This is a genomic window from Pseudomonas sp. B2M1-30 (assembly GCF_025447575.1).
GTDB lineage: Bacteria > Pseudomonadota > Gammaproteobacteria > Pseudomonadales > Pseudomonadaceae > Aquipseudomonas > Aquipseudomonas botevensis.
In genome coordinates this window covers 13,767-36,686 of record NZ_JAOEJT010000020.1, presented here as the reverse complement: position 1 = coordinate 36,686, position 22,920 = coordinate 13,767, and the positions used below count along the sequence as shown (strand labels likewise).

The 22,920-nt window shown below is 62.4% G+C and carries 22 protein-coding genes; 10 read left to right on the top strand and 12 right to left on the bottom strand.

What is annotated here, in order from left to right:
* Positions 1 to 76: 76 nt before the first annotated feature.
* From N8H74_RS26930 to N8H74_RS26905, 6 genes are all read right to left on the bottom strand, one after another.
* A complete protein-coding gene (locus tag N8H74_RS26930; protein ID WP_262151669.1) occupies positions 77 to 658 on the bottom strand; it encodes a DinB family protein in 582 nt (193 codons plus the stop codon).
* Positions 659 to 675: 17 nt separating this feature from the next.
* On the bottom strand, positions 676 to 1,794 hold the full coding sequence (zapE, locus tag N8H74_RS26925; protein ID WP_262151668.1) for a cell division protein ZapE: 1,119 nt from the start codon (positions 1,792 to 1,794) through the stop codon (positions 676 to 678).
* A 22-nt stretch (positions 1,795 to 1,816) separates the two neighbouring features.
* A complete protein-coding gene (locus N8H74_RS26920) occupies positions 1,817 to 2,158 on the bottom strand; it encodes a nuclear transport factor 2 family protein (RefSeq protein WP_217832460.1) in 342 nt (113 codons plus the stop codon).
* Positions 2,159 to 2,210: 52 nt separating this feature from the next.
* Positions 2,211 to 2,927, bottom strand: coding sequence for a YafY family protein (locus N8H74_RS26915; RefSeq protein ID WP_262151666.1), 717 nt, complete (start codon positions 2,925 to 2,927; stop codon positions 2,211 to 2,213).
* 148 nt (positions 2,928 to 3,075) lie between these two features.
* Positions 3,076 to 4,035 carry an agmatinase gene (gene speB, locus N8H74_RS26910; protein ID WP_217832462.1) on the bottom strand — a complete coding sequence of 320 codons (960 nt, stop codon included), beginning with the start codon at positions 4,033 to 4,035 and terminating at the stop codon, positions 3,076 to 3,078.
* Positions 4,036 to 4,075: 40 nt separating this feature from the next.
* Positions 4,076 to 5,167 (bottom strand): polyamine ABC transporter substrate-binding protein, encoded by a 1,092-nt coding sequence (locus N8H74_RS26905; protein WP_262151663.1) that lies wholly within the window; start codon positions 5,165 to 5,167, stop codon positions 4,076 to 4,078.
* Positions 5,168 to 5,266: 99 nt separating this feature from the next.
* Between N8H74_RS26905 and N8H74_RS26900 the strand changes: the two genes are divergently transcribed.
* From N8H74_RS26900 to N8H74_RS26885, 4 genes are all read left to right on the top strand, one after another.
* Positions 5,267 to 6,175 carry a LysR family transcriptional regulator gene (locus N8H74_RS26900; RefSeq protein WP_262151660.1) on the top strand — a complete coding sequence of 303 codons (909 nt, stop codon included), beginning with the start codon at positions 5,267 to 5,269 and terminating at the stop codon, positions 6,173 to 6,175.
* A gap of 156 nt (positions 6,176 to 6,331) precedes the next feature.
* Positions 6,332 to 7,798, top strand: coding sequence for a nucleobase:cation symporter-2 family protein (locus N8H74_RS26895; protein ID WP_217832465.1), 1,467 nt, complete (start codon positions 6,332 to 6,334; stop codon positions 7,796 to 7,798).
* A 79-nt stretch (positions 7,799 to 7,877) separates the two neighbouring features.
* Complete coding sequence (locus N8H74_RS26890; protein ID WP_217832466.1) at positions 7,878 to 8,351, top strand: LEA type 2 family protein; 474 nt, start codon at positions 7,878 to 7,880, stop codon at positions 8,349 to 8,351.
* A gap of 53 nt (positions 8,352 to 8,404) precedes the next feature.
* Positions 8,405 to 8,956 carry a GNAT family N-acetyltransferase gene (locus N8H74_RS26885; protein ID WP_262151658.1) on the top strand — a complete coding sequence of 184 codons (552 nt, stop codon included), beginning with the start codon at positions 8,405 to 8,407 and terminating at the stop codon, positions 8,954 to 8,956.
* Positions 8,957 to 8,968: 12 nt separating this feature from the next.
* On the opposite strand, the gene N8H74_RS26880 is transcribed toward N8H74_RS26885, so the two are convergent.
* Complete coding sequence (locus tag N8H74_RS26880; protein ID WP_262151656.1) at positions 8,969 to 9,892, bottom strand: carbon-nitrogen hydrolase family protein; 924 nt, start codon at positions 9,890 to 9,892, stop codon at positions 8,969 to 8,971.
* Between the two features lie 84 nt (positions 9,893 to 9,976).
* On the opposite strand from N8H74_RS26880, the gene N8H74_RS26875 reads away from it, so the two are divergent.
* Positions 9,977 to 10,891, top strand: a complete 915-nt coding sequence (locus N8H74_RS26875; RefSeq protein WP_262151654.1) for a LysR family transcriptional regulator — start codon at positions 9,977 to 9,979, stop codon at positions 10,889 to 10,891.
* A gap of 7 nt (positions 10,892 to 10,898) precedes the next feature.
* Here the strand turns inward: N8H74_RS26875 and N8H74_RS26870 are convergent, their stop codons facing one another.
* A complete protein-coding gene (locus tag N8H74_RS26870; RefSeq protein ID WP_038363082.1) occupies positions 10,899 to 11,153 on the bottom strand; it encodes a hypothetical protein in 255 nt (84 codons plus the stop codon).
* Positions 11,154 to 11,305: 152 nt separating this feature from the next.
* Between N8H74_RS26870 and N8H74_RS26865 the strand changes: the two genes are divergently transcribed.
* The gene (locus N8H74_RS26865) at positions 11,306 to 11,623 is read left to right on the top strand and encodes a DUF883 family protein (protein WP_217832470.1); all 318 of its coding nucleotides are present in this window, start codon (positions 11,306 to 11,308) and stop codon (positions 11,621 to 11,623) included.
* A gap of 57 nt (positions 11,624 to 11,680) precedes the next feature.
* Here N8H74_RS26865 and N8H74_RS26860 read toward each other — a convergent pair whose 3' ends face one another.
* Positions 11,681 to 12,712 (bottom strand): Ldh family oxidoreductase, encoded by a 1,032-nt coding sequence (locus tag N8H74_RS26860; protein WP_262151652.1) that lies wholly within the window; start codon positions 12,710 to 12,712, stop codon positions 11,681 to 11,683.
* Between the two features lie 192 nt (positions 12,713 to 12,904).
* Here N8H74_RS26860 and N8H74_RS26855 point away from each other — a divergent pair, with 192 nt between their 5' ends.
* Positions 12,905 to 17,677, top strand: coding sequence for a DUF6543 domain-containing protein (locus tag N8H74_RS26855; protein ID WP_262151651.1), 4,773 nt, complete (start codon positions 12,905 to 12,907; stop codon positions 17,675 to 17,677).
* A gap of 65 nt (positions 17,678 to 17,742) precedes the next feature.
* Here the strand turns inward: N8H74_RS26855 and N8H74_RS26850 are convergent, their stop codons facing one another.
* Entirely contained in the window at positions 17,743 to 18,012 is a 270-nt protein-coding gene (locus tag N8H74_RS26850) for a PepSY domain-containing protein (protein WP_217832473.1), read from the bottom strand.
* Between the two features lie 154 nt (positions 18,013 to 18,166).
* Here N8H74_RS26850 and N8H74_RS26845 point away from each other — a divergent pair, with 154 nt between their 5' ends.
* On the top strand, positions 18,167 to 19,168 hold the full coding sequence (locus tag N8H74_RS26845) for a FecR family protein (protein ID WP_217832474.1): 1,002 nt from the start codon (positions 18,167 to 18,169) through the stop codon (positions 19,166 to 19,168).
* A 186-nt stretch (positions 19,169 to 19,354) separates the two neighbouring features.
* Here N8H74_RS26845 and N8H74_RS26840 read toward each other — a convergent pair whose 3' ends face one another.
* A complete protein-coding gene (locus N8H74_RS26840) occupies positions 19,355 to 21,700 on the bottom strand; it encodes an acylase (RefSeq protein ID WP_262151648.1) in 2,346 nt (781 codons plus the stop codon).
* A 305-nt stretch (positions 21,701 to 22,005) separates the two neighbouring features.
* On the opposite strand from N8H74_RS26840, the gene N8H74_RS26835 reads away from it, so the two are divergent.
* Positions 22,006 to 22,383 carry a fe2+ zn2+ uptake regulation protein gene (locus N8H74_RS26835; RefSeq protein WP_217832476.1) on the top strand — a complete coding sequence of 126 codons (378 nt, stop codon included), beginning with the start codon at positions 22,006 to 22,008 and terminating at the stop codon, positions 22,381 to 22,383.
* 17 nt (positions 22,384 to 22,400) lie between these two features.
* Here the strand turns inward: N8H74_RS26835 and N8H74_RS26830 are convergent, their stop codons facing one another.
* Positions 22,401 to 22,589, bottom strand: a complete 189-nt coding sequence (locus N8H74_RS26830) for a hypothetical protein (protein WP_217832477.1) — start codon at positions 22,587 to 22,589, stop codon at positions 22,401 to 22,403.
* A 157-nt stretch (positions 22,590 to 22,746) separates the two neighbouring features.
* Between N8H74_RS26830 and N8H74_RS26825 the strand changes: the two genes are divergently transcribed.
* Positions 22,747 to 22,884 carry a hypothetical protein gene (locus N8H74_RS26825; protein WP_217832478.1) on the top strand — a complete coding sequence of 46 codons (138 nt, stop codon included), beginning with the start codon at positions 22,747 to 22,749 and terminating at the stop codon, positions 22,882 to 22,884.
* Positions 22,885 to 22,920: the final 36 nt, after the last annotated feature.

Genomic DNA, 22,920 nt, shown 5'->3' with positions numbered 1-22,920 from the left:
CCTGTGACCTTAACGCCAATGGTCTGCACCAGTCACTCAACAAATCTCAACAAATCTCAACATTGTGGATGACGGCTCAGTGCCCCCAGACCAACTCTTCGGTCCAGCCCAGTTGCGCGAAGTCCTCGGCCCGCAACCCGGCCTCTCCGGCGCAGAAAAACTCGTCCAGTTGCGGCGGCTGCACCGAAGTGCCGCTGAGCATGGCGTGGACTTGTCCGCGATGGTGAATCTGGTGCTCGAACAGATGCGACAACATGCGCAGACGACTGTCGTGCTGCGGGGTATCGCGGGCGATGGTGACGAGGCGCCCGAGATCGGCATCGCGCAATTGCTCGCAGTAAGCGATCAGGCGGCGGTCAACCTGAGCCTGTTCCTCGCGCAGTGGCCGGGCCGCGGTGAACGGCTCATCGGCGTTGAAAAACACGTAGCAGTCGGGGTGCGGCTCATCACCGCGCAGCTCGCGCTCCAGCGCGTCGACGTAGAACCAGTCGCAGGTCAGGATGTGATTGAGGGTCAGGCGAATGCTCGGGAAGAAACTCATCCGGGACGCCGCCAGGTCCGTGGCGTCGAGCTGAGTCCAGGCCTTGGCCAGACGATGGTTGGCCCACGCATTCTGATAGGCCATGGTCAGCAGATGATGGGACAGCGGCTGAGTCATGGTGCGCCCTCCTTGCTTCAGGTTTCGGCAAAGCGTTGCAGCTGCATCTCCCGCAGGCGGCTGAGGGTGCGACGGAACGGAAATTCCAGGTAGCCCTCGGTGTACAACGCGTCCATTGGCACTTGCGCCTCGATGAACAGCGGCACCTTGCGGTCGTAGCACTCGTCGACCAACGCAATGAAGCGCCGCACGCCATCATCGTGAACCGACAGTTGCGGCAGTTCACGATCACCCGCCACCACCCGCTCGGCGCCGTCTTCGGTGCCTCGGGCGATACGCCCTTCACGCTTGCGGGCGCTGAGGTTCGGCACCTCGCTCATCAGAATAGCCCGGTAGGTGTCGCACAGAGCGATGAAATCCATGGCGGCAAACGGTTGCTCGCAGAGGTCGGCATAACGGCACCAGAGCACCGATGCACCGGCCCGCTGCACGTTCAGGGTGCGATGGCCGACCGGCACCGGTTCGGCGCTGGCGGCTTGCCCCGCCGTCAATGCCGCGAACACCTGCTCCAGCGCACTGCTCTGCGCCGGGTTCGCCACGAAATAGCGTTGCTCGATGGCCCCGGGATGCAGCCGATGGTCTTCGGCGCCGTTCACCGCCACCACCTGCATGTGCGCCTGTATCGCGGCGATGGCGGGCAGGAAGCGGTCACGGTTGAAGCCGTCGGCGTACAACTGCTCCGGCGGCAGGTTGGAGGTGCAGACCACCACCACGCCCTCCTCGAACATCACCTGAAACAGGCGCCCGAGGATGATCGCATCGCCGATGTCGTTGACGAACAACTCGTCGAAACACAGCACCCGCACTTCGGCCGCCAGCTCCCGGGCCAGCGCCCGCAGCGGATCGGCGATCCCGGTCAGTTGAAAGGAGCGCTGGTGAACCCAGCCCATGAAGTGATGAAAGTGCTGACGCCGGGCCGGCACGCGCAGGCTCTGATGGAACTGGTCCATCAGCCAGGTCTTGCCGCGCCCGACCGGCCCCCACAAATACACGCCGGGCACCGAACGGGCACCGGCGTGCAAGGCCTCGTGGCATTTTTGCAAGGCCCACACCGCGTGTTCCTGGGCTTCATCCTGGATGAAGCCCTTGTGATCGACGGCGTATTGCCAGGCACTTAGGGGGGAGTCGAAAGTCATGCGCGGCAGTATGCCACGACCGCTACAGGGAAATATCCAGCCGCGCGATTTTGCCCTGTTCGTTGAGCCGGAACGTGTAGCGCAGCTCCAGCGGACTGCCGGGGAACGTCCCGGAAATCAGCCCTTGCACCAGCACCTTACCGGTACGCTGCTGCACGCCGAGGACTTCGACCCGTGGCTGGTAGCGTCGGGCGGTGTCTTGCATCCAGTGCGCGATGGCCTGCGGACCGATCTGATGACGGCCTTCGTCGAACACGTTGGCATCCTCGGCAAAAAAACTGGCGACCTGGGTCGTGTCGCGAGCGTTGGCCGCGTCGATGTAGGCCACGATGGCCGGGGCCAGTGTTGAGGCGGGATGGGACATGATTGCAGCTCCTTTTTGTCTGGTTCTGTCGCCATCGTAAAACAGCCCTGCGTCAGTTTTTGTCAGGAGTGAAGCGTCCGTTTTCGTCCAGTTGCATGTGCTTGTGCCAGGCCCGCAACAGGTCGCTACGACGCCCCGGATAGCGCTCGCCCGCCAGGCTCGCGGCGGCGATCCGGTCAGTGCGAAAGGTTCGGTAGGCCTCACGCAATTCGCACCAGGCGACAATGATCCGCACCTCGTTGAGAAACCCCAGTGCCAACGGCCAGATCAGGCGTTGACTCGGCACCTGTTGGGCGTCGGCGTAATCGATGTGCAATTTGGCCTGATCGCGGATCGCGTGGCGGAATACATTCAGTGGCACGGCGTTCTGCGGGAAGCCGTAACCGGGCGGGCCGGGCATCAGGGTCGGATTGCGCATCGCCTCCTGAGCCTGCGGGTCAAGCACGGCGGCAATCTTCGCCAACGCATCCGCCGCCGCTTTGCTCAACACCTCATCGCCACGCTGATCGACATAACGCAGGCCCAGGACGATCGCCTCGGTTTCGTCGGCATTGAGCATCAACGGCGGCAGAAACAAGCCACTGCGCAACACATAACCAATCCCCGCCTCGCCATGGATCGGCGCACCGAGGGCGGTCAATTCTGCGATATCGCGGTAGAGCGTGCGCTCGGAGATTTCCAGCTCGGCGGCCAGGGTCGCCGCCGTGACCGGCCGCTTCTTGCCGCGCAGTACCTGGAGCAAAGTCAGTAGACGAGTGGTACGCGACACGATAGGCAGGCCCTGTGCTGAAAAGTCGCCGGAGCTTAGCAGAGGCTGCTGTCAGAAACTGTCAGGAGGGCCACCTTCATCATCGCCCGCCTGGCCCTCTTCCGAGGGAGAGGGCCGTTCCGATGAGGGGAAGCAAGCACACAATCCCTCAAACATCGACCTTGTGCCGCGCCGCATAGAGGCAAAGCATCTCCATCGCCAGCGTCGCCGCTGCCAGGGAGGTCACGTCGGCGTGGTCATAGGCTGGCGCGACTTCCACCACGTCCATGCCTACCAGATTGATCCCGCGCAATCCGCCAAGGATTTCCAGTGCCTGCACGGTGCTCAACCCGCCGCACACCGGGGTTCCGGTGCCCGGTGCGAACGCCGGGTCAAGACAATCGATATCGAACGTCAGGTACACCGGGTTATCGCCGACCCGCGCGCGGATCGCCTCGACAATCGCCTCGCAGCCACGCCGATGCACCTGCCGCGCGTCCAGCACCTGAAAGCCCTGATGATCGTCATTGGTGGTGCGCAAACCGATCTGTACCGAGCGGGCCGGGTCCACCAGTCCCTCCCGCGCTGCGTGCCAGAACATCGTGCCGTGATCGACCCGCTTGCCCGCCTCGTCCGGCCAGGTGTCGCTGTGCGCATCGAAGTGGATCAGCGACAGCGTGCCGTGCTTGCGCGCATGGGCCTTGAGCAGCGGGTAACTGATGAAGTGGTCGCCGCCGAACGTGAGCATGGCGCTGCCGGCATTGAGGATGTGTTCGGCGTGGGCCTCGATGCTTTCCGGGATGCTGTGCGGCGCGCCGTAATCGAAGTCGCAATCGCCAAAATCAACCACCGCCAGGTGATCGAACGGGTCGAACGCCCAAGGCCAGTGGCGTTCCCAGGCAATCCCGGTGGACGCCGCACGAATCCCCCGAGGCCCGAAACGTGCGCCCGGACGGTTGCTGGTGGCGGTGTCGAACGGCACACCGCTGACTGCCACATCGACGCCGCGCAGGTCGCGACTGTAGCGGCGGCGCATGAAACTGGTGATCCCGGCATAGGTGCTTTCGGCGGCGGTGCCGTAAAGGCTGTCGCGGGTCATGGCCTGATCGTTTTGCATTGGCACGTCCATTGATGTGCTCCCGGTCGTTATCAGAGGTTGTTGTCACGGTTTATTGGCGGCTGCGGAAAGTCGTCCACAAGCGCGTGCGTTGACGCATGTCCTTGAGGCTCATGCTGCGGTCGGCGTACAGCCGCTCGCGCACCTCGGGCTTCGGGTAGATGTCCGGATCGTTGCGCACCGCTTCATCCACCAGCGGCGTGGCCGCCTGGTTGGCGGTGGCAAAAAACAGTGTGTTGGTCAGCGCCGCCACGGACTCCGGCCGCAACATGAACTCGACGAATGCCCGCGCGGCCTCGGGATGCGGCGCGTCCTTGGGAATCGCCAGGTTGTCCTGCCAGACCAGCGTGCCCTCTTTCGGAATGCGGTAGGCAACCTCGAACGGCTTGTTGGCCTTGCGCGCCTGATCGGCGGCCATGCTCGCGTCGCCGTTGTAGGTCAGGGCCAGGCATACGCTGCCGTTGGCCAGGTCATTGATCTGGCGGCCCGTGGCGACGTAGAGCACCGAAGGCTGAAGTTTCTGCAACAAGGCTTCGGCGGCGGCCAGATCCTGCTTGTCGGTGCTGTAGGGATCCTTGCCCAGGTAATGCAACGCCAGGCCGATCACTTCCTGGGGAGAGTCGAGGATCGCGATCCCGCAATCCTTGAGCTGGCTGGCGTATTCCGGCTTGAACAGCAGATCCAGGCTGTTGAGTGGTACATCGGGCAAGCGCTGCTGCACCGCCTCGACATTCATTCCCAGGCCGAGCGTGCCCCAGGTGTAAGGCACGCCGTAGCGGTTGCCGGGGTCGACGGCGGCGAGTTTTTCCAGCAGGTCAGGATCGAGATTGGCATAGCCCTTTAAACCCTCGTGGGGAATTTCCTTCAGGGCACCCGCCGCCAATCCCCGGGCCAGCACGCTGGAGGACGGCACCACCACGTCATAACCGCTACCGCCGGTGAGCAATTTGGTTTCCAGCACCTCGGAGGTGTCGAAGGTGTCGTAGCGCACATGAATGCCGGTTTCCTGCTCGAAGCGTTGCAGGGTTTGCGGCGCCACGTAATCGGCCCAGCTATAGAGATTGAGGGTTTGCTCCTCGGCCTGGGCGGCCAGGGAGGCAGTGAGCAACAGCGCGGGGAAACACAGCTTGAAAGCGGGAGCCATGACGTACACCTGACCGGGGGAAGTGGTTGCAGGATGCGCCGTGGTTTACATTGCAAAAATATCAAGTTTGTTAACCTGACTTTATCCGAAGGTAATGTGATGCTCGGCCAACTCCACGATGTCGATCTGCAACTGCTGCGCCTGTTCGTCAGCTTGGTCGAGGCTGGCGGCTTCAGCGCCGCCCAGGGCGAGCTGGGCCTGAGCCAGTCGAGCATCAGTCAGCAGATGGCCAGGCTGGAAACCCGCCTCGGCTATCGCCTGTGCAGTCGCGGCAAGGGCGGGTTCAGCGTGACGCCCAAGGGCGAGCAACTGCTGATTGCCATTCGCAGCCTGTTCCAATCCATCGAGACCTTCCGCCATCAGTCCAACGGCGTCGCCGGGCGTCTGATCGGCGAAGTGCGGCTGGGGTTGTCGGAAGCGGTCGACCAATCGGTGCTGCAACGGGTCGCCGAAGCCATCGGGCGCTTTCGCGAACGCGACGAGTCGGTACGCATCGAATTGATCAGCGCCATGCCCGGCGAGATGGAGCGGCTGCTGTTGCAACAACGGCTGGACCTGGCGATCGGGTATTTTTCCCTGGCGCAAAGTGCCTTCGATTACCGCGAACTGTTCCGCGAAACCCAGCACCTGTACTGCGCCGCCGGTCATCCGCTGTTTACCGACGAGGCCCCGGATGACGCCGCTTTGCAGACCTGCGACCGGGTCGACCATCCGTACCGGTTCCTGCGCACTGACGAGCCGTTTCAGGGCAAGGTCTGCTCGGCGCGCTCGGAGCAGGTCGAGGGGACACTGGCGTTCATTCTATCGGGCAAACACGTCGGCTATTTGCCCAGCCATTACGCGCGCCGATGGCAGGACAGAGGGTTGCTGCGGCCGGTGCGCGAAGGTGAATTGAGTTTCGAGGTGGCATTCCATCTGGCGCGGCATCGGGCACAGGTGCCGGGGGACGCGCAGATGGCGTTCGAAGAGGATCTGTTGTCATCCTTTGGTCGAAGCGGATCGCATTGAACGGCGGCTGCGTTCCCACGCTGGCGTGCGGGAGCGATCATCGCCCATAAAAGCTGACCTTTCAGGCAATTTTATTGCGTTGCCCTTGCCGCCCTCTTCCGGCATCCTGCGCCTCCATTTTCTGACCCGGCCCCGCTTTGCGGCACGCACACCACCATGACCGTCTCTGAAAAAGTCTCGCGCAACAACGATCTGCTCTACGGCCTCAACGACCGCCCGCACTTCACCGCCACCGTATTTGCAGCCCTGCAACACGTATTGGCGAGCTTCGTCGGCATCATCACCCCGACCCTGATCATGGGCGGTGCCCTTGGCCTGCAGAGTGAAATCCCGTACCTGATCAGCATGGCGCTGTTCGTTTCCGGCCTCGGCACCTTTGTTCAAGCCCGACGCTTCGGCCCCATCGGCTCCGGTCTGTTGTGTCTGCAAGGCACCAGTTTTTCCTTTATCAGCGTGATTCTCAGTGCCGGGTTCATGGTCAAGGCCCGGGGCGGCGGCACCGATGAGATCCTTTCGACGATCTTCGGCGTGTGCTTTTTCGCCGCGTTCATTGAAGTGGTGCTGAGTCAGTTCATCGGCAAACTGCGCATGCTGATCACCCCGGTGGTGACCGGCACCATCATCACCCTGATGGGGCTGTCGCTGATCAAGGTCGCCATGACCGACATCGCCGGCGGCTTCGGTGCGGCGGATCTGGGTGCGGCCAGCCATGTGTTCCTCGCGGCGCTGGTGCTGGGCACCATCGTGGTGTTGAACCGGGTCGATGTGCCGTTTCTGCGCCTGGGCGCGATTGTCATCGGCCTGACCCTGGGTTACGGAGTGGCGTGGATGATGGGCAGCGTGGACTTCGCCAGCCTGCCTGAAGTGCCGCTGGTCAGCATACCGGTGCCGTTCAAGTACGGTTTCAACTTCGACTGGGTGGCGTTCGTGCCGGTGGCGGTGATTTTCCTGGTGTCGCCCCTGGAAGCGGCCGGCGACCTGACCGCCAACTCGATGATTTCCCGGCAACCGGTCAAAGGTCCGCTGTACATCCGAAGGATCAAGTCCGGGCTGCTGGCCGACGGCCTCAATTCGGCGATGGCGGCAGTGTTCAACAGCATGCCGATGGTGACCTTCGCCCAGAACAACGGGGTGATTCAGCTCACCGGCGTCGCCAGTCGTTATGTGGCGTTCTTCATTGCCGGCCTGCTGGTGTTGCTGGGGCTGTTCCCGATGATCGGCGCGGTGCTGCAACTGATGCCGAAACCGGTACTCGGCGGCGCCGAACTGGTGATGTTCGGCACCGTGGCCGTGGCCGGGATCAAGATCCTCGCCGAAGCCGGCCTGCATCGGCGCAACATGCTGATCGTGGCGATTTCCATCGGCATGGGCCTGGGCATCGCCGCCGTGCCGGAAGTGCTGCGCGAACTGCCGCAGGCACTGCGCAACATCTTCGAATCGCCGATCACCGTCGGTGCCCTGTGCGCGATCGTGCTGAACATCTTCCTGCCGGAAGAGTTCATCGAGCTGGAAGAGGATGACTTCGACCCGGAAGCCTCTATCCTGCAAGTCATGGAAAACCCGGAAATCCCGGCCAAGGCTGAACCCGCGCCGGCACCTGCGGTCGCACAGTTGAACCGCTGATCCTGCCCGCTCAACGACAAAGGGCTGAACCGGTGGCGGTTCAGCCCTTTTTTGTTGGAGTCCATTGGTGGAGAGCTTCATGCGCCGCATCCAAGCCGTCATCCTGTCCCTGCTTCTGTTGTCCCTCAGTGCTTGCGCGCTGTTCCCCAACCGCGACCCGGTGAACATCAACGTGGTCGGCCTCGAACCACTGCCGAGCCAGGATCTGGAAGTACGCTTCGCCATCAAGCTGCGCGTACAGAACCCCAATGAAACGCCGATCGACTACAACGGCATAGCCCTGGACCTGGAGGTCAACGGCCGCCCGCTGGCGTCGGGCGTGAGTGATCAGAGCGGCTCGATCCCGCGTTTCTCGGAAACCATCGTCAGCGTGCCGGTGAGCATTTCGGCGTTCTCGGTTCTGCGCCAGACCCTCGGCCTGAGCCAGACCCAAACCCTCGACAACCTGCCCTACGTGCTGCGCGGCAAACTGGCCGGCGGCGTGTTCGGCACCATGCGCTTCACCGACACCGGCAAGCTCAGCCTGCCACGCGCCAGTGCCGCAACCTGGTAAAGATGCGGTAGCCTCCAGCGTTCAGTATGGACACACAGGGAGGCAAGTGGTTTATGGAAGCGATACCTACGTTGTACACCGAGCGGCTGATCCTGCGACCGCTGGAACTGGCCGATGCCGACGCCGTCCAGGCGCAGTTCCCGCACTGGGAAGTGGTGCGTTACCTCAACGCCCAGGTGCCCTGGCCCTACCCGGAGGACGGCGCCCTCACCTACCTGCGCGACATCGCACTGCCGGCCATGGCCGCCGGCAAGGAATGGCACTGGTCGATTCGCCTCAAGTCCGCGCCGGAGCAGTTGATCGGCAATGTCAGCCTGATGGATCAACCGGACAATCACCGTGGCTTCTGGCTGGGGCCGGCGTGGCAAGGCCAGGGGTTGATGACCGAGGCCAGCGCGGCGGTGACCGAATACTGGTTCGAAACCCTCGACCGTCGTGTGATGCGCGTGCCGAAAGCGGCGCCGAACATCGCTTCGATCAACCTCTCCGAACGGACCGGCATGCGCCTGATCCGCAGCGATGAAGACGACTTCGTCGGCGGCCGCTTTCCTCGACAGATCTGGGAGATGACCCGGGAGAAATGGCGGGGGTTACGGGGGAAGTGACATGCCCCCACCTCAACCGTTAAAACGCACGCCAGGCTTGGCACGCTCGTCGACGTTGAGCTCAAAGATGTCCGGCCGCGCATAATGACCCACGACATCGTAGTCGTAACGCGCACGGACCAGTTCATCCGTATCAATCTCAGCCGTCAGCAACCCCGCCCCGCCCTTCAGCGGCCCGGCCAGCACATCGCCCATCGGCCCGACGATCACGCTGCCGCCAGCAATCAACGGCCGATCCGCCGGCCAGTTGGCGATTTCCAGGCCCAACGCGTTCGGCGAATCCTGCACCTGGCAGGCGCTGACCACAAAGCAGCGTCCCTCATGAGCGATGTGGCGCATGCTGACCTGCCACATCTCGCGCTCATCCACGGTCGGCGCGCACCACACCTCAATGCCCTTGGCGTACATCGCCGTGCGCAGCAGCGGCATCATGTTTTCCCAGCACACCACGGCGCCGAGTTTGCCGACCTGGGTGTCGAGCACCGGCAGCGTCGAGCCGTCGCCCTTGCCCCAGATCAGCCGTTCGGTGCCGGTCGGCATCAGTTTGCGGTGTTTGGCGACCAGACCGGCCTGCGGATCGAAATACAGCACGGTGCAATACAAGGTGCTGCCCGCGCGCTCGATCACGCCAATCACCAGGTTGGCCCCGGTGCGCGCCGAGAGGTCGGCCAGCGCATCGGTTTCAGCGCCCGGCACGTCAATGGCATTGGCGAAATACCGCGCGTAAGCGTCCCGACCTTCGGGCAAGCGATAGCCCAATTGCGTGCCAAAGCCCTCGCCCTTCGGGTAGCCGCCCAGCAAGGCTTCAGGCATCACCACCAGCGCGGCGCCGGACTCGGCGATTGCCGCTTCCCAGCTCAGAATCTGCTCCAGGGTTTCACCCTTGCCACCGGGCAAGGCGCCGATTTGCAGGGCGGCAACGATTGATTTGGGCATGACATTCACTCCAGCGGGTTCAAGTGTTGCTCATTCTCCGGCGCCACGGGATCATGAATAAAGCCCGATCCACTGCTGAATGATATGAACCAAATGAATATCGCAACCGTCGATCTCAACCTGTTGAAAGTCTTCGAAGCCCTGCACGAAGAGTCCAGCGCCAGTCGCGCCGCCCTGCGCCTGGGCGTGACCCAATCGGCGGTCAGCGCGGCATTACGCCGGCTGCGCGAGGTCTATGGCGATCAGTTGTTCGTGCGCACTGGGCGCGGGCTGGCGCCGACGCTCAAGGCCAATCAGTTGAAACCGGTGGTCAGCGATGCGCTGAACAAATGCCGGCAGAGCCTGGCGATGGTCGATCCCTCGGCCCACCATTACGACGGTCGTTCGGTCACCGTCGGACTTTCGGACGATTTCGAGATCGCTTACGGCCGGCGCCTGATCGAGGAAATCGCCGTCAGCGCACCGAAGCTGCGCCTGATTTTCCGCCAGACCCACAGCCAGATCGTCGCCCGCGCCCTGATGGAACGCAGCATCGACCTGGCGATTACCGCTGGCGGTTTTGCCGAGCGTCTGCTCAGCCGTCAGGTGTTGGGTGAAGGGGGTTATGCGTGCCTGGTGGATCCGGTGAGCCTTGCACCGGGCCAGTTGCAGATCGAACTGGAAGAGTTTGTCGCCCGCGAGCACATTCTGGTGTCGTCCGGCGGGTTCATCGGCATCACCGATGAAGGGTTGGCGGCCGTGGGCCTGAGTCGCCGGGTGTGCGCCTCGACCACGCACTTTGCCGCCCTGCCGCACCTGCTCAAGGGCAGCGAGGCGGTGGCGACGATCCCGAGCCATGCCGCCGAGGCCATCGCCGCGCTCAGCGGACTGGCGCTGCTGCCCTGCCCGCTGAACCTGCCGCGCTATCCGGTGGAACTCGGTTGGCGCACCAGCACGCAGATCGATCCGGTGGTGCTCAAGGTGCGTGAAGCGGTCGCCGCCAGTTTCGCGGCGGGCTGAGAGGTTGTTACTTGTTGGCAGCCATCAGTCGGTTGACCTCGCTGCGCACCATGTTGGCGAATTCCGGCGGCGACATGCCGTCCAGTTCCGCGCGCACCCACTCGGCCCATTTGCCCTTGCGCTTGGCGCGCTCGCCGAACAACCGTGCGGCTTCGCCCTTGGCTTTGCCCAGGTTGTTTTGCCAGAGTTCGAACAGACGGGATTTCTCGTCTTCCAGCGCGGCGCGCTCTGCGAGGGATTTGTCGGCCAGATTGAAACTCATGGGGAATTACCTGTTGCGTAAAATTGGCGACATCTTACACGCTGGAAGGAAATCTCCCGCGAAGGATTTCTTCTCGAACAAATCCGGTGCAACTTTTACAAAGCCGCCACACTCCATTGATCACTGTCCATTCACCTGCAAGGAGTCACCCAATGGCCCGAAAAACCACCGTGCAAGCCGCTGAAGACCAAATCAAGGATCAAGTCTTCAGTGAACTCCAGGCGCTGATCCAGGAGTCGGAGAAGCTGCTCAACAGCAGTGCCTCGCTGGTTGGCGAGGAAGCGGAGACCCTGCGCGGGCAGATCGCCCAGAAATTGCAGCAGGCACTGGATTCGGTTTCCAGTGTGCGCGAGCGCACCAAGCCTGCGGTGGACGCCACCGAAACCTACATCGGCGGGCACCCGTGGCAGACCGTGGCGATTTCGGCCGGCTTCGGCCTGGTGGTCGGGTTGTTGCTGGGACGTCGCTGAATCCGGCGCAAAAAAAGGGCGGGCCATAGGGCTCGCCCTTTTCATGTCCGCTGCGTTTCACTCCCCGGCCAGTTCGCGCAATTGCGCCAGGGTCTGCTCGTCCAGCACGACCCCGTTGGCCAGCGACTTGGCCCGCTGCAAGTGCCGTCGATCCCCCGGCAAGCGCTTGAGCCCTACCCCGTGCATCTGCCGCACCAGTTCCTGGCTGCGCTCGGCAAAGCTCTGGCCGGCGGATTTGCTCGGGTCGATGACGATCAGCAGTTGCCCGGTCCACGGCGATTTCGCGCCGGGATGGTTCTTCCAGTCGAATTCGAACGAGAAGTTGCCACCGGTCAGGGCGGCGGCCAACAGTTCCACCATCATCGACAACGCCGACCCTTTGTGTCCGCCGAAGGGCAGCAATGCGCCACCTTCGAGAATCGCTTTCGGATCGCAGGTCGGCTGACCGAGACTGTCCACGCCCGTCCCCACCGGCAGTTTTTCGCCTTTGCGCGTAGCGATCTGCACGTCGCCGTGGGCAATGGCGCTGGTCGCCAGGTCGAACACAATGGGCGCGCCGTCGGCCCTGGGGGCGGCAAAGGCAATCGGGTTGGTGCCGAACAACGGCCGGTCGGCACCGTGGGGCACCACGCAGGTCATGCTGTTGACCACGCTGAGCGCCACCAGACCTTCTTCGGCGAAAGGTTCGACATCCGGCCAGAGCGCGGCGAAGTGATGGGAGTTGCGGATCGCCAACACGGCAATCCCGGCGCTGCGGGCCTTTTCAACCAGCAGCGGGCGTGCCGCCGCCAGCGCAGGCTGGGCGTAACCGTTGTCGGCATCGACCCGCACGAACCCCGAGGCAACGTCCTCGACCTTGGGCACGGACTTGCCGTTGACCCAGCCGCTGTTCAGGGTCGAGACATAACCGGGAATCCGGAACACGCCATGGCTGTGAGCGCCATCACGTTCGGCGCTCGCACAGTTGGTGGCGAGAGAGCGTGCGACCTCGGCGGAGGTGCCGTGACGCAGGAATATGGTTTCCAGCAATCGGGTCAGCGCTTCGACTGACAGAGTGGACGCAGAAGCATGATCGTGTGGCGCAGACATCTGAAGCTCCAGAATAATTATTGGAGGGAACAACAGCGTACGAACAAGGTGCGAGTCGATTAATCCCGTGCGCCCCTTCGCGTGTCAACCCCGCAATAGCGCCCGGCGTGCAATATCTATGTACCACCTGCGTTGCCCGCGCGATTCCTACTCTCAAGCCTCGATCAACTCATCGCCCTGCGAGGCTCGACGATGTCCGCCCCTGAAAAACCGCTGCTGTTTCCCGAAGCCTTCGACGCACCCGGTCTGTGGAAAGCGCTGGGCACACTCCATGACCTGACGGAAAAGGACTTCCGCTGGCTGGCCCATGCCAGGCTCGCCAGCGATACCCTGCGTAGTCAGCAGACACCACCGATGCGGGCCGAACGTATCCTGCTGACCGCCGACAAGGAAATTCCGGTGCAACTGCCCGGCAGCTTCGTGCTCGGCACCGCCCCCGACGACAACGGCGAAATCCTCTACACCCCGTTTGCCGGCCTGGAGAAATTCAGCGATCGCGCCGCCCTGCAGGAAACACTCGAAGAGCGTCTGAACAAGGCTGAGGAAGCGGATGATCTGTTGGCGTTTTTTTCCCTGGTGCAGCGCAAGCGGCTGCTGGATGCCGGCGGCATTTCACTGAGTTTCGAAACCATTGCCGGCGATATCTTCGAGGAACGCAACACCTCGCTGCTGACCGCGTTGCAGCTCAATGCCCAGACCCTGTGCGACGAACTCAGGCAATTGCCATCGCTGGGCAACATGCTCGAGAGCGCCCTGGATGAACTGCTCGAACCGGCGTTCGGCAACGTGCGACAGAGTGGAACGCGAGTGACATTCCACGCGGCCGACAAGGGCCGACCGACGACCACAAGCGACGCCACGAACCTGACCGAAGCGGTGCTGATCCATTACCGCCACCAGTCCTGGCCGGATCACCGCCCCCGCGAATTCTCCAACCCCGGCCACACCTCGACACCTGCGGATCGCCTGCGCTGGGAAGAGGCTGTCGTCACGGCATCGAGCAAGCTGCCGATTCTGCTGTTCCGGCAACTCGATGAGTATTGGCATGCGCCCTCTGTCGACGGATCGCCGCGTTGCACGCTGTTTCGCCAGGTGCTCGAAGACCAGGCCCGCACCGAACTGATGCTCAAGCGCGATGCCCGGGTGCTCGACGCGCAACAGTTCCAAACCCTGATCAAACGCCTTCGGCCGGACAGCGAGGCAAACCCCGCTCTGGTGCTCGAAACCGTGCGCTTGTGGGAATACCGGCCCAATTTCATCGAGCTGGCCGGTTCACTGATGGTCAGCGGCACGTTTGCCTGCCTGTACACGCCGTCCCAGGGGCTGCAAATGCTCAAGGATTACGCCGATCTCAAGACCACCCTGCAAGCCAAGTTCCTCGCCCCCGGTCACGAGGACGAATTGTATGCGCTGCTGGGCCTGGACGAGCGCAACCGGTTTCTCGGCTTCGACCAGCCCCAGGTATCCGGCGCGAGGCTCACGGGCAATGTGTTCAACACCCTGTTCGAGGCGATTCTCGCCAAGCAGCGGCAGAACGTCGAATACGCCTTGCAGGTGTTCCGGCACAGCGATGGCGCCGTCGAACTGCATGCGTTGTTCGACAAGGCGCTGGACATCCGGTCGATGATTCATCAACGGCTCATGCCCCTGAATGTCGGCGGGCGCTGGAGCACCAGCCCGGCCCTGTCCGGGAGCCAGCAACCATCCATTGTCCTCGCGGATACGGCCATGGCGGCGGTGAAGACGTTCAACAGCATCGAATGGCCGATCAGCCAGGACTTCAGCGTCCAGCCCCTCGCCTCCTCCGTCGAACAGCGTCGCCACCTGGACGCCATGAAGAGCCAACTGGCCCACGCGCTGTTTGTCGGCATCAGGGGCGAAGCCCGGCTCAGGGCGCTCAATGGCAGCCTGCCGGAAGCGGCGAAGGCCATGGTCGAAACGGTGTTCGACGCCGACCGGCCGTCGCGCGAGGAACGCCTGGCACTCAACGGCTTCCGCCCCGATGCCTACTCGCTCACCGTGACCGCGCCTGGCGACAGACGTTTGTTGCCGCTGGCCGGTTGCGTGCTGATCACCGAGCGTGGCGGACTCGATGCCGCTCACTCGGGACGCGCCGTCCTGTGGACATCGGCCCTTGGGCTGGAGCTGTTCGGCAATGTGGCAACGCTGCGCAAAGTGCTGGACCGGCGGCTGCTCGACAGCGTTCAGCGCCTGACGCTGGTGGAGAACCTTGCGCCCACCCGGCAACACTTCCACCAGCGCTATACGCTCGGGCCGTTGAACCTGATTCTGGACAACGTGCTGTATCACTGCGCGCAGTCGGGGATCGACTACTTCATGGATCGCTGCGATCAACTGCGCACGCGGATCACCGAGCCGGCCCGACAAGGTCCGGCCCTGCTCACGCAGCTCAAAACGCCAATCATCAGCAACCTGCAACGAGCGAAGGCGCATGCCCAGGCCATCAGCCAACAGCAGACCCTGCCCGCGTGGCTGAGCATGGCGTCGCCGGAAGCACAGCGGTTGCATGTCGAGTTGCTGGAGCAGTGGCGTCACAGCATTCCAGACAGCAAGGACTATCTGGACGGCGTCACCCCGCTCGACAGCTACGTCGCCGAGACCCTGAAAGCCCTGCTCGACAGCCGATTCCCGGGGAGCGATCTTGATCCGAGACAAATAGAAATCACGCCGAACCTGGCACTGGCCGGCCCGGCCCGCAATCTGGTCGAATTTGCTCAGGATCACGTCAACGTCGCCCAGGGCACCGGGTTCAAGGTGACCTCCAATACCGGCAAAGCCTTGCCGGAAAACCTGGATCAGACGGCCGTTCGCCAATTGCTGTCGTCCCTGGCGATCGCCAGCACCTACAGCGCAAAAGTGACGGACGCGCTGACGGCCAACGATGCCGAGGGTCGTGCGCGCAAACAGCGCTTTATCCGCCAGCTACCCTGGCAACTGCTGCAACACGCCCACGCCATGCACTTGCAACAGCAACTGTCCGTCAGCGCTTTCGACTGCCTCCTGCAAATATTCGACATGCCGGACGGCATCGCCCGGGCGACGGTGCAAGGTGCCCACGGGACGATCTCGCCGCTCTCTCTGGTCAAGACAACCGGCGCCAGCGCGGTCACCGCTCAGGGTCTGTACCTGATCGAATGCGCCGGGCACAACGCAGCGCAGACGCTGCTCACGCTGTACGGCGGGCCGCTGTTTCGGGAATTTGAAAATGAAGCGGCGCTGATCGCCGCCTTCAACACCCCGGGTGAATTGCAGGATCTGCTGCTGCGGCGTCTGCCGGACACGGAACAGGCCGGATTTCGCAACCTGTTCCAGTCCAGCCGCGGGCAGGTCAGCGAAATCAGCCTGTCCGGGCAGCCCATCGACGGCAACGCACTGGAGCAACTGTTCGAGGACAACACCCGCCTGCTCAAGCACATGCTCGGCTGCCAGGCGCAACACAATGCTCAATCCGACTGGGAAACGGCGAAAACCCTGGTGGCCAAGGCCATCAGGCAGGTGCCCGGACCATTGCCGGGCAAACTGTCCTATATCCCTCTGCTCTGGCAAGCCTATGAAAAGTTCAAGGGCTCGGCCCAAGCCCTGCAAGACCATCACTGGATGCGCGCTCTGAAAAGCTTTGTCGACGGCGCCGCGCAGATGGTTCAGGTCGCGTTTCTGCCGCTGGAACCGGAAGTGTCGGCCATCGAGCCGATCCTCGAAGGCGCGGCGCAAAAGATCGAGGTGCCCGGCTGGTCGCGCATTCGCCCGACCTCCTCGCTGCGCACCCGCTTGCAGCCGTTCGAAACCAGCGCCGTGGCGCTGAAGAATCTGACGCTGGCGCGCAAGGACGGCACTTACAGCCACTCGTTCAGCAACCGCACCTATGCCGCCGTCGCCGGCAAGGTTTATCAGGTGATCAAGAACGGTTCCGACTGGCAAATGGCGCACGATGACCTGCGCGGCCCGATATTGGTCAACAGCGCCGGCAACCAGGTGCTGAATCCGGCTCGACACATTGTCCAGTACGGCAAGGCCATCTCGAAAATGTACGACCGCTACACCACCGAACGCGAGCGTCGGGAAATCTTCAACATCGAAGCCGAGGGCATGGACGAGATCCGCAACAAGCACCCGCACAAGGCCCGGATGCTGATGCGCGCCCTGGATCTGGCACGCTTTTACGCGTTCAACTGCCTGCACAATCTGGCGGTGTTCAATCACGAGCTGTCCGGCACCCGGCTGCACACGCTGATCAAGGGCGTCTTCGATGTTCCGCAGATCGGTATCGGTCTGCTGGACAAGCTCAAGAAGTCGATCATTCCGATCTGCAAAGCCTTGGTCGACCCGACGGAGGATTGGCTGAACAGCGATCGTTTCGTCGTCGGCTCGAACAAGTTCTACTCCGACGTGATCGCGTTCGTGCTCGACGGCGATGCGAAGAAAAAGGTGCACTTCACCGAGAAGTTCTTCGATCAGCAACTGGACTGGTACAAGTCAGGCCTGACCGATCCGCTGGACGTCGACAGCCATGCCCAGGCCGCCACGCTGATTCATGAGTTTGCCCACCAGTTCAGCAAGGCCCTGGACATTGCCTCGATGGAGGCGCGGCGACCGTTTACCGATCTCATCTCGACGGTCACCGGCTACGGTTTGGCCCAGAAGGAGAGTCAGCAACGATATCAACGCCAGGCCCTGTCGCTTGCCACGCCCCGTGAAGCCTTGTTCTGCATCTGGAACGAGCCGCTCAAGACCTGGCTCAGCGTCGACAACATCAGCGCGTTATCCAGTGTGGCCAAGACCATTCTCGAACTCACCGGCAAACCGACCCTCAAGGAAGCGCGTCAGGCGTTTTACGATCAGAACAGTCCCGATGCGCGAATCAACGTGATTTTGCGCAACGCCGATTCGCTGGCCTTTCTGATCTGCGGCATGGGCAGGCAACTGGACCCGGTGCCGTCTCCCTGAATCCGCCGCAAAAAAAAACGCAGGTCAATGACCTGCGCTGTTTATTCGTTGAGCGGACAGCGGGATCAGTCCTTCTGGTCCCGCAACACATTGCCCGAGGCGCCATCGATGCGGAATTCATAGACGACGCCATCGGCCTTGCGCCCTTCGCCCTTCCAGTAACCGTTGTTGTCGGCTTCGATTTCATAGACCTCGACGTAACCGGCCTTGGTCTTGACGGTTTCGATCGCTTTCTCGATCGTGATCCATCCGGCTCCCGGGCGATCGGCCAGCGCGGCACCGGCACTCAGCAGACCGACAGCAGCAATCAGCGCGGCAAAGGTTGTTTTGATCATTTTTTCACTCCATTTGTGGATAGTGTGCAAAGGACGTCCTGGTTTTTGGGCGCTTGCGTGAAAAATAAGTTCCAACTTTGATGGGTAATTGCCATGACGGATGTTCTCGGCACCTTGCCGTCAAGGGTAGAATGCGCGAAATCAGGACGAGTCAATGACCCAAGAAACCCTTTCGGAAGCCGAATACGATGCAATCACCGATGCCGCGGCGCATTGGTGCATGCGTCTGCATGCCGTCGATTGCACAGCCGAGGAGCGCCGTGAGTTCGAGCAATGGCACGCGGCGCATCCGCTGCACGCATTCGAATACGAAGCCATGCTGGAAATCTGGGAAGTCGCCGAGCATCTGCCGCGCCCCGAACCGGTAGCCACGCCGGTGCCGCTCAAGCCTGCCCGCACCTGGCGCCAGTACGCCGTGGCAGCCGGCGTCTGCGCGCTGGCGCTGCCCTTGGCGGCGTATACCGGCTGGAGCCTCGGCTGGCTGCCCAACAGCTATCAGCACTTCGCGGCGTCGGACAATGTCCGCCAGATCAACCTGGCCGATGGCAGTCAGGTCGAACTGAACCTGAACACCGACCTGACCTTCACCAACTACAAGAACGAGCGCCGGGTCACCCTGAACAAGGGCGAGGCGTTCTTCGAAGTCAGCCATGACAGCAATCATCCGTTCATCGTGCGCGCAGGCGAAGGCCGGATCCGCGTGACCGGCACCCGGTTCAACGTGTGGATGTATGAAGATCAGGTACGGGTCAACCTGGTCGAAGGCTCGGTGCTGGTCACCAGCAACACCGCATTGAACGGCGACGGCCTGCGCCTTGGCCCCTCGATGCAGGCGCGCTACAAGCACGGCGATTACATGCCGCAGATCAGCCAGACCTATGCCAACGACACCTCCTTGGCGTGGCTCAACGGCAAACTGGTGCTCAACGACCTGCCACTGAGCGAGGCGCTGCCACTGATCAACCGCTACCTCGACAAGCCCTTGATGCTCGCCGACAACAGCAGCGGCTCGATCCGGATCGGCGGCGTCTACAACATCAAGCAGCTCAATGGCCTGATCGGCTCACTGCCCAAGGTCTTGCCGATCTACCTGACGCGCAACAGCGACGGCAACCCGGTCATCAACCCGCTGCCGCAGCATTCGCCAAAAAACTGAGAGTCGCCAGCCTGTGGCATTGAATCTGCGCGGATCTGAAAACCGCGCAGACGTCCCCACTCATCGGAACGCCGCCCGCCCAGCCCGCTCCCGGAGGGAAACGGCCAGGGAGAGGGGCTACGGTCCAATCGTCACCCCTCTCCCGGAAATCAGCCCCCGGCCTTTGCGGCACAGAGGCTAAACACTTTATTTGGCCGCCACTTTCCCCACCTTCTCCGCCGACTCACGAACACTCTGCAACTGATACTGCGGATCCGCCTTGATCTGTTGCTCGGTGAACGGCAGCACGCTCCACTGCTTCTTCGAGAACGCTTCGGTCTGGTCCCGCGAGTACTTCGACGCCGGATCGCTGGACAGCGAGAACGCCAGCAGCCCTTGGGCATGCGGTCCCTTGTCGTCGAAGGTCACCACTTGCAGATAGCTGGTGCCGCTGACCACTTCAAGCCTGCCGTCTTCACGCGGCACGCTCTGGATCGCGTTGTAGATCCCCAGCGTACCCGGCCCGCCGTGAATCGGCGTCTGCTGCCCGCCGCTGCTGACCACCTGGACATCGCCCCAGCGCATGTCCGGTTGCAGGCCCATCTTCGCGGTCATCTGCGCCGATGCCAGCATCGCTTCACGCACAGCCTTCGCCACAGCCGCCTGTTCGATGGCGAGGCCGCGCGGGGTGTGTTGCGCATCCTTGGGATCGAACGCCACGCGCCACACGTCCGGCGACTCCTGCAAGGCCTGCATGATGTTCTGGAAATGCACCAGCCCGACACCGGAATCCAGATTCGCCCGGCCGTCCCAGCCCTTCAGGCTGGCGCAGACCGGTTTGAGTGCGGTCGCGTCGGTGCCCAGGTCAGCAGCGCAGAACTTCAACAGGTCCGGCATGACCTGGCCCGCCAGATACACCTGATCGTCCATCACCATCTGTTGCAGATCTTTCACCGCCAGCGTGCCGGCCTTGCCCGGCGTTGCCAGTCGGCTCAGGGCGAACCGCGCACGCAGCCCCAGCGGTTGGCCGTCCTGGCTGATCAGCGGCGAGAAACCGGTCAGCGGTTGCGCCGGATTGGCCAGCCACGCCGAATCGTTGGAGTGCTGGACGAAATCCTTGCGCAACAGTTGCGGCAACTGGCTGGAGGCGTAGATGCCCTTCTGCGCCGCTTGCGGGTCGATGTCCCAGGCGCAGGCGCTGTTGGCACCGTCGAGCACGATCATTTGCAGGCCGGCACGCGGATCGCTGCACTGGCCCAGCTTTTCAGCGCTGACGTTCGGCACCACCGACAGGTTCATGTACAGCGTCTGGCCCTTGTCATCCACCGCCAGGGTATTGACCCACGGGATGCCCTGGATCTTGTGGACGGAATCCTGCAACTCTTGAAGATTCGCCGCGCGGTTCATCGCGTACCACTGCTTGAGTACGCGGTCGTTGTCCAGGTTGGCGTCGCGCAGGCTGAAGGCGTACTGGTGATCCCAGTCGAGCTTGCCCGGCCACTGCACGATCGGGCCGAACTGCGAGCTGTAGATGTCACGGGACACCGGCACCACTTGCCCGTCGGCCTGCTTCACTTGCACGGTCACGGTTTGCTTGCTCATCGGCAGCGACTTGCCGTCGAGCAGATAGCGCGTCGGGTCCTTCGGATCGAGTTGCAGGCGATACAGGGTGAAGTGCTTGGACGAGTCGACCGTGTGGGTCCAGGCCAGGTGCTGGTTGAAGCCGATATTGATCATCGGCAGGCCGGGCAATGCGGCGCCCATCACATCGAGTTTGCCGGGGATGGTCAGGTGCATCTGATAGAAACGCATGCCGCCGACCCACGGAAAATGCGGGTTGGCGAGCAGCATGCCGCGCCCGTTGAACGAGCGCTCACTGCCCACGGCCACGGCGTTGCTGCCCCGGTCCAGGGCGAAGCGTTGCAGGCGCGTGGAGGCCAGTTGATAGGCACGGTCATCGGCGTCGATGCGGGCGGTCGCCTGCGGCGGTGTAGCGCCCGCCAAGGCTTCGGCAAACTGACCGACGCCGCCCTCGACCAGCAGACGACGCGTCAGCTTCACCAGGTCTTCGGCAGCGATATCGCGCACCCATTCGCCCTGGCATTGCTGCGGCAGCCCCTGCTGCCGACGCTCGGCGAGGTACTGGTTGTAACCGGCGGCATAACCCTGCACCAGTTCACGCACCTCAACTGACTGAGCCTGCCAGAACTCGCTCACCGCTTGCGGGGTGTTGAGCCAGGTGAAGAACAGATCGCTGACGCGGTTCTCGCGTTCTTCGACGGTGAACTGCTCAGGCCCGAAGTAGCGTGAACGTTCGCCGTTGACCGTGACGATCTCGTTGGCCAGCAGGCACAGATTGTCCTGCGCGTAGGCGTAACCGATGCCGAAGCCCAGACCACGTTCGTCCTGCGCGCGAATGTGCGGCACGCCAAAACCGGTCCGGCGGATATCGGCGCCGGTCTGTGCGGCGGGACTCAACGCATGGGCGGACAGACTCAGTCCGAGAAACATACCGGCAAGGGCCAGTCCGGTTAATTGCCTGGAAATAATCACGCTCGCTCCTGATCGAAATGCCGAAGAGCGGAGGTCGCGCCGTGCCTGGACGGTAAAGGCGCGACAAATCCGCTCCGGGGAAACACCCACACACGCGTCCACGCGCAATGAGCCTGTTCAGGAAACGAAGCGGAGGAAAAAAATTTAACCGGCCGGACACCGGTCTGGCCCCGTGATTACGGAGAAACGACGAATTGGCGACAAATTTTCTACATTTCGCCCTTCATGATTTGTCGGGCTGATTCGTCTTTTACAGAGAGAGCACCCAAAATTTTTCCCGAGCAGGCTCTGAAAGGAGACCCCACATGTACAACTCGCAACTACCAACGGACGGTAGCCAGACGCCAAATGGAGCACCTATGGGTTCGCGCGTGAGCGATTTCGGACAACGTGTCGAGCGTCACGGCAACGAACGCATTCGACTGCTGCTCAAGAGTTTCGGCCTGCGGACCAGCCTGATCCGCCTGAAAGTCATCGACGCCCTGCTGGTCGCCGCTGAAAACGACCGCCGCCTCGGTGTGCGCGGCGTCCACAGCCAGTTGCTCGACCTGGATATCCCGCTGTCATTTCTCAGTGTGCGCGAGGTACTGAAACGTCTGTGCGCCGAAGGTGTGATCACCTTCAACGCCGACAAGAGCTACAGCCTGCATCCACAGGCTGCGGCGGTCCTCAACAGCGACTGAAGCCCCGATGATCGCCGTCAGGGCTTGACCTTGCGGCGCATCACTCCGTTGATCACCACCACGACCACCGCCACACCGATGGCGATGTACTGGAACATCTTCTCGCTGAGCATGCCCTGGTTTTGCAGCCAGGACAGACCGAGCATGATTGCCAGCACCACGAGGGCGATCAGAATCGAGTATTTCAAGCGTTGCGACTGAGTCATTGCAGATTCCTGGAACGTTGGAAATGTATCCGGTTTGTATCGACTTTCATGCCATGCGCATACCTTTTCTCGGGGATACGGTGCGGCAAACGGAGTCTCATGTTACAGCCGCTGGAGAGCTTTGGCTCCATGCGGCGTTAACCTTGAGGATTTTGAAATGTTACGTCGAATCACCTGGCTGATTCCTGTTCTGGCGCTGCTGACCCTGAGCGGCTGCATTATCTTCCCCCACGGCGGCTGGCATGGCGATCACCATCGCTACTATCAGGAAGGCCCCGGTTACTATCATCGATAGCATGACTTTTTACGTCACCCGTTCACCCATGGAATA

Excerpts from the sequence above, each read along its gene's own strand:
- N8H74_RS26930 (WP_262151669.1), bottom strand. The coding sequence starts at position 658 with ATGACTCAGCCGCTGTCCCATCATCTGCTGACCATGGCCTATCAGAAT.
- zapE (WP_262151668.1), bottom strand. The coding sequence starts at position 1,794 with ATGACTTTCGACTCCCCCCTAAGTGCCTGGCAATACGCCGTCGATCAC.
- N8H74_RS26920 (WP_217832460.1), bottom strand. The coding sequence starts at position 2,158 with ATGTCCCATCCCGCCTCAACACTGGCCCCGGCCATCGTGGCCTACATC.
- speB (WP_217832462.1), bottom strand. The coding sequence starts at position 4,035 with ATGGACGTGCCAATGCAAAACGATCAGGCCATGACCCGCGACAGCCTT.
- N8H74_RS26905 (WP_262151663.1), bottom strand. The coding sequence starts at position 5,167 with ATGGCTCCCGCTTTCAAGCTGTGTTTCCCCGCGCTGTTGCTCACTGCC.
- N8H74_RS26900 (WP_262151660.1), top strand. The coding sequence starts at position 5,267 with ATGCTCGGCCAACTCCACGATGTCGATCTGCAACTGCTGCGCCTGTTC.
- N8H74_RS26895 (WP_217832465.1), top strand. The coding sequence starts at position 6,332 with ATGACCGTCTCTGAAAAAGTCTCGCGCAACAACGATCTGCTCTACGGC.
- N8H74_RS26890 (WP_217832466.1), top strand. The coding sequence starts at position 7,878 with ATGCGCCGCATCCAAGCCGTCATCCTGTCCCTGCTTCTGTTGTCCCTC.
- N8H74_RS26885 (WP_262151658.1), top strand. The coding sequence starts at position 8,405 with ATGGAAGCGATACCTACGTTGTACACCGAGCGGCTGATCCTGCGACCG.
- N8H74_RS26880 (WP_262151656.1), bottom strand. The coding sequence starts at position 9,892 with ATGCCCAAATCAATCGTTGCCGCCCTGCAAATCGGCGCCTTGCCCGGT.
- N8H74_RS26875 (WP_262151654.1), top strand. The coding sequence starts at position 9,977 with ATGAACCAAATGAATATCGCAACCGTCGATCTCAACCTGTTGAAAGTC.
- N8H74_RS26870 (WP_038363082.1), bottom strand. The coding sequence starts at position 11,153 with ATGAGTTTCAATCTGGCCGACAAATCCCTCGCAGAGCGCGCCGCGCTG.
- N8H74_RS26865 (WP_217832470.1), top strand. The coding sequence starts at position 11,306 with ATGGCCCGAAAAACCACCGTGCAAGCCGCTGAAGACCAAATCAAGGAT.
- N8H74_RS26860 (WP_262151652.1), bottom strand. The coding sequence starts at position 12,712 with ATGTCTGCGCCACACGATCATGCTTCTGCGTCCACTCTGTCAGTCGAA.
- N8H74_RS26855 (WP_262151651.1), top strand. The coding sequence starts at position 12,905 with ATGTCCGCCCCTGAAAAACCGCTGCTGTTTCCCGAAGCCTTCGACGCA.
- N8H74_RS26850 (WP_217832473.1), bottom strand. The coding sequence starts at position 18,012 with ATGATCAAAACAACCTTTGCCGCGCTGATTGCTGCTGTCGGTCTGCTG.
- N8H74_RS26845 (WP_217832474.1), top strand. The coding sequence starts at position 18,167 with ATGACCCAAGAAACCCTTTCGGAAGCCGAATACGATGCAATCACCGAT.
- N8H74_RS26835 (WP_217832476.1), top strand. The coding sequence starts at position 22,006 with ATGTACAACTCGCAACTACCAACGGACGGTAGCCAGACGCCAAATGGA.
- N8H74_RS26830 (WP_217832477.1), bottom strand. The coding sequence starts at position 22,589 with ATGACTCAGTCGCAACGCTTGAAATACTCGATTCTGATCGCCCTCGTG.
- N8H74_RS26825 (WP_217832478.1), top strand. The coding sequence starts at position 22,747 with ATGTTACGTCGAATCACCTGGCTGATTCCTGTTCTGGCGCTGCTGACC.